Source organism: Prosthecobacter sp., assembly GCF_046154365.1.
In the GTDB taxonomy this organism is placed as follows: Bacteria; Verrucomicrobiota; Verrucomicrobiia; order Verrucomicrobiales; family Verrucomicrobiaceae; genus Prosthecobacter.
This window is the reverse complement of record NZ_JBJXFV010000197.1, coordinates 1-5,370: the sequence shown is the minus strand read 5'-3', so window position 1 is coordinate 5,370 and position 5,370 is coordinate 1. Positions and strand designations below refer to the sequence as shown.

Genomic DNA, 5,370 nt, shown 5'->3' with positions numbered 1-5,370 from the left:
AGTCCTGCCATTTGTTGGCGGACTTCTTGATCTTCTGCACGTTCGCCTTGCGCTCCTCCTCGGTGATCGCGGGATGCCCGATAAGCCAGTCTTTCTTCAAGACCTCGTGGTAGCAGTACATGCCGATGACGTTGTTGGTCACTTCACCGGTGCCGCCGAAGGTGAAATCACCGCGCTGGTGGTTATGGCCGATCTCGTGATAAAAACCCCAACCGGGGAATTTGAGTTTGCCAAAGGTGACCATCTCCGGCGCAGCGCTGGTCGGAATCATGATGGGATAGCCGCTGTGCATGTAACCGGCGCTGATCTGCACATCGGCGACGATGCGCTCGGGGCGTTTGCGTTCGGCGGTCTGGTTGCTCACATCATCCTGCGCCTCGACCACCTTTTTCCAGAAGGTCATGAGCTCGGTCGGATTGTTCACGAGGCGACCAACCTCGGAGGGAAAGCTGATGATGAGCTTGTCACACGCCATCTCGGCCCACGGTGCGGGACGTTTTTTGATCTCGCTCCATTTCGCGTCGTCGTCTTGCCCGAGAACGAACAATGGCGCTGGAACGCCGTTTTGAATCGTCGCCGTGAAGGGTTCAGCATCCTTCGCGCGGCCTGGAACCTCAATGTAGATCAAACCACCGAAGGCGCTGGCCGTTTTGGTAGTCGCTGTTGCCAGAGGAACGCTGCGCGTGATGTCGGGAGCGCGTTCCCATTTGTCGAGATGGTACAGCGTGTCGCTGTGGCAGCCGATGCGCACGGCATAGCCTTTGTCAGCGAGATTTTCAGGTAACGTGACCGTGATCGTCTCGCCCGCCGCCGCATACAGGCCCGTGCTGGTCCAGCCGGGAATGGCCGGTGTCACTTTGATCTCGCCGGTGATGCGCGGAGCACCCGCAGGCACCTTGCCGGGAAAAATTTCATGCGCCGGGTGCGCTGCGACACCTTCATCCGCAGCAAGACGCAGCACACGCGTTTCCATGCCAAGACGCAGACGCTGCGCGGCATGTTTGTCGGCGGTGAGCGGGTTCTGCGCGGATGGGACGTCCGCATCAGCGCCAGCATTGCCCAAGGCGGCGAGCACGGTGTTCTTCAAATTGCTGCGGCCTGGCGGTTGCGCCGCCATGGCGATTTGGATCGCGTTGGTGCCCTGTTTCATCGCCGCCGCATCAAGCGCTGGACCGCCTTCGCGCTGCTTCTTGATCGCGGCGATGGCCTCGGAGGCGTTCATCATCGCGGGCAGCTCGATGCGCGCGTCGAAGCCGCGAAGCTGGTCAAACGCGCTCATGTCCGTGATCGCCACGCCAGCCGGCATCAGCGCTTGATTCAATCCGTGTGACACGGCGAGGTCTTTGCCTCCGCTCGTCTGACTGAAAGCCCAACCCGTCATGCCACCGATAAAACCGCCGCCACCTTTGACGAACTCCGCCACCGCCGCGCCTTCCTCCGCGCTGATCACGCCCTGCATGTTCACGATCACCACATCGTAGTCGTTGAGGCTTTTTTTCTCGATGGTGTCGAACGTTTCGGCGTGGAAGCCGCGCTGCTTGAAGAAATTGACCGCGTTCACGCCTTTAAGGCCCACGCGCGGCTTCTCCTTGTTGCCCGCCCACTTCACGCAGTTCTCCATGAGCTTCGCGTGATCACCACCTTCGCCGCCACTGAGGTAGCCGTTGTGGCCGAACAAAATGATGCGTCCCTTCGCGTACGCCGCCGCCGCTGCCACGGCGATTTCGACGCCATCCTTGTCCGGCGCGGAGAGAATCGGGAACGCGATGTTGCCCCAGATGCCCACCGGCCCCGGCGCACCCGCCTTCGGCACCGATTTGACGCCTTCGAGAATTTTGGCGCGTTCCGCGTTCACGAGCGCAGGCGGCATCTGCGCGTGCAACAAGCCGCTGAACGCGACCAGCATGGCAGCAGCAATGACAAACCTCTGCGTCCTCCGCTCCTCTGCCCCTCTGCGGCAGATGCGAGCGTGCATGCAGTTCAGTTTTACCGCAGAGGGGCAGAGGAGCAGAGGACGCAGAGATGGTTGGGTTATGGACGATTGCATGGTTGGTTGGATAAATGGTTCAGCGATAAATCACGACGAGAAACACCAGCGCATCGGCCTTGCCGGTGTTCACGATGGCATGCGGCACGTCGGCGCGGTAGGTGCCGGAGTCGCCTTTGGTGAGTTCGTCGGTGTCCAGGTCGGATTCGATGCGCACGCTGCCTTCTTCGACAGTTAAAAACTCACGCGTGCCTTCAAAGTGCGGCTGGGAGCGCAACGCACCACCGGGGCGGAGGCGGACCTCGTAAAACTCGACATCTTTCTCCAAATTCAGCGGCGAGAGCGTACGGATCTCGTGGTGCTTGTCGCTGCGGAAGACCTGGGCGCGGTCGCTGGCGCGGATGACCTGAATTTTCGAGGCGCTGGCCTCCGCGCTTTCGATCAACTCCTGCAACGTGAGTCCGAACGCTCTTGCGATGCGAAAGGTCACGGTCAGCGTCGGATTCGCCTTCTCGCGCTCGATTTCGCTGAGCATCGACCGGCTCACGCCGCTGGCACTGGCGAGTTCTTCGAGCGACCAGCCGCGATCTCCTCGCAGCTTCTTTACCCGCTTGCCGAGGTTTTCATTGATGGCCTCGGGGCTGGCTTCGACGGGAGCAGATTTGGGTTTGGCGGGCATGGGTGTCGGTATAACGGAAGCGCATCTAGTAAAATAGAATTATTTCAGTATCCCAATGTCTCCTCCATGCCATGGGCATTCCCATCTTTCCAAAAGTTAGATGCCAGACAAATAGTGCTCAGCGGGACGAGACCACAGCCCGGCAACTCTTCACCGCTCCCACTCAATCACTCTGCATCAGCCGCTTTAGAGATTTGCATATAGTCATACTATTTGTATAGTGTGATAGCATGATTCCTCGCGCCTTCTGGCTCCAACGTCTTCATTCCGCCTGGGCGGAGGCACCCATCGCTTGGCTCTGCGGGGTGCGGCGTGTGGGCAAGACGACTCTGGCTGATAGCCTCGGCGCAGACCAAGTGCTCTACCTGAACTGCGATCTGCCTTCGACCGAGGACATCATCGCGGACCCAGAGTTGTTTTATCGCGGCTGCACCCGACCGGTGATCGTGTTTGATGAGATTCATCAACTGACCGACCCGGCCCGGGTGCTCAAGATCGGCGCGGATGCCTTTCCGAAGCTCAAAATCCTGGCCACGGGATCGTCCACGCTCGCGGCCAGCAAGAAGTTCAGCGACACGCTCACCGGACGAAAGAGGCTGGTACATCTCACACCGGTTCTGTGGGATGAACTGGCGGCCTTTGATGTGACACTGCAGCAGCGGCTTTTCCACGGCGGCCTGCCGCCCGCGCTACTGGCGGAGTCCAAGAAGCCATCGTTCTACCGCGAGTGGCTGGACTCGTTCTTCGCCCGCGATATCCAGCGTCTCTTTGGCTTTCGGGATATGAACCGCTTCAACGCGCTGTTTGAATACCTCATCAAACAAAGTGGCGGCCAGTTTGAGGTGACGAAGACGGCCACCGCGCTCGGCATCACACGTCCCACCGTGGAGAGTCATGTCAGCGCCCTGGAGATCACCCAGGCAGTGACGCTGGTGCGCCCGTTTCACGGCGGTGGATTGCACGAGTTGGTGAAGCAGCCGAAAATCTACGCCTTCGACACCGGCTTTGTGAGCTATGCCCGAGGCTGGGACCCGCTGCGCCAGGATGACTTCGGCCCGCTTTGGGAGCATCTCGTGCTGGAGCACCTGCAGGCCCATTTTCCCGACACGCCGCCGCTTTACTGGCGGGACAAGCAAGGTCGCGAGATCGATTTCGTCCTGCCACAGCAGCACGATGAAGTGGACGTGATCGAGTGCAAATGGAGCAGCAAAGCCTTCGATGGGACCGCCCTGGGCGTTTTCCGCAGCCATTACCCGAAGGGCAAAAACTACCTGCTCACGCCGTCCACCGCGCCCGCGCACACGAAGCGTTTTGGTGCGCATGAGGTCATGGTGTGCAATCCATCGGCATTGAAGCCGTGATGGTGCTCATCGTGGCCGCGGAGCGCATGCGCCACCGGCGGGAGTTTTTTTTGCTGAGATTGATGAGAAAAGCACGGGCTCATTCCTCACATGCTCAAATCATGATGCGTTCATATGACTATTGACCTGCCCAGCTACGGCGCTAGTTTCGACCATGCCTTCACGCCCCAATTGCCGCCCTGAACTCGAAGCCGCCATGCGCCAGCGCATTCTGGTCATCGATGGGGCTATGGGCACCACGATCCGCGAATATAAGGCGAAAGGGCTGCTCAGTGAAGAGATCGCTCGGGGCACCCGCTTTGCGAAGAATGAGAAGGATCTGCTCAACAATGGCGACATCCTGAGCATCACGAAGCCGGAGATTATTGAGGACATTCATCGGCGCTTCCTGGAGGCTGGGGCGGACATCATCGAGACGAATACCTTTGGTGCGACTTCGGTGGCGCAGAGTGATTTGTTCATCGAAGACCCGCGCGATCATGGTGGGCGCAAGGACCCGGAATTTTATCAGGGGGTGATCGAGAACGCTTTCGTCAATGAAGTCGCTTGGGACATCAATTTCATGTCGGCGCAGCAGTGCCGGAAGTGGGCGGACCGCGTGGCGAATGACACGGGTGTGAAGCGCTATGTGGCCGGTGCAATCGGGCCGATGACGGTCTCGCTGAACTTCCAGGTGGATGCGGATGATCCGGGGTTCCGGCCGATCACTTTTGATCAGGTGAAGCAGGCTTACATGCATCAGATCCGCGCCTTGATCGCGGGTGGCAGCGACACGCTGCTGGTGGAGACGATCTTTGATTCGCTGAATGCCAAGGCGGCGTTGTTTGCGATCCAGGAAGTGTTTGAGAAGGACAAAATCGAGCTGCCGGTGCAGATCTCCGCCGCGATGGTGAAGGGGCGCACGCTGGTCTCGGCGCAGGATGTGGAGGCTTACCTCAATGCGATGATGCACGTCAAACCACTGAGCATCGGCATGAATTGCTCGGCAGGGCCGGATGAGATGCGGCCTTACATTGAGGAGCTGGCGGCGAAGGCGGGCTGCTTTGTGTCGGCGTATCCGAATGCGGGACTGCCGAATGCGCTCGCGCCGACCGGCTTTGACCTGCTGCCACATCACATGGCCGAGTTTGCGACGGATTTTGCCAAATCGGGCTTCATCAACATCATGGGCGGCTGCTGCGGCAATACGCCTGCGCACATCGAAGCCATCGCCAAGGCGGTGAAGGGCATCGAGCCGCGTCATGTGCCCAATCCGGAGCCGATCATGCGTTTGTCCGGCACGATGGCCTACAATCACACGAAGCTCGCGAATTACCTCATGATCGGCGAGCGCACGAACGTGG

Annotated in this window: 4 protein-coding genes; 2 read left to right on the top strand and 2 right to left on the bottom strand. The window is 59.6% G+C overall.

Annotation, left to right across the window (positions count from 1 at the left end; translation table 11 throughout):
* Together ACKVY0_RS25490 and ACKVY0_RS25485 are read right to left on the bottom strand one after the other, a co-directional pair.
* On the bottom strand, positions 1 to 1,906 hold a 1,906-nt coding region (locus tag ACKVY0_RS25490; RefSeq protein WP_409217684.1), incomplete at its 3' end, for a M60 family metallopeptidase.
* Positions 1,907 to 2,066: 160 nt separating this feature from the next.
* The gene (locus ACKVY0_RS25485; protein WP_409217683.1) at positions 2,067 to 2,666 is read right to left on the bottom strand and encodes a helix-turn-helix domain-containing protein; all 600 of its coding nucleotides are present in this window, start codon (positions 2,664 to 2,666) and stop codon (positions 2,067 to 2,069) included.
* 230 nt (positions 2,667 to 2,896) lie between these two features.
* On the opposite strand from ACKVY0_RS25485, the gene ACKVY0_RS25480 reads away from it, so the two are divergent.
* Both ACKVY0_RS25480 and ACKVY0_RS25475 read left to right on the top strand, forming a co-directional pair.
* Positions 2,897 to 4,027, top strand: a complete 1,131-nt coding sequence (locus tag ACKVY0_RS25480; protein WP_409217682.1) for an ATP-binding protein — start codon at positions 2,897 to 2,899, stop codon at positions 4,025 to 4,027.
* Between the two features lie 154 nt (positions 4,028 to 4,181).
* The coding region (locus ACKVY0_RS25475) for a homocysteine S-methyltransferase family protein (RefSeq protein WP_409217681.1) at positions 4,182 to 5,370 on the top strand (1,189 nt) is incomplete at its 3' end.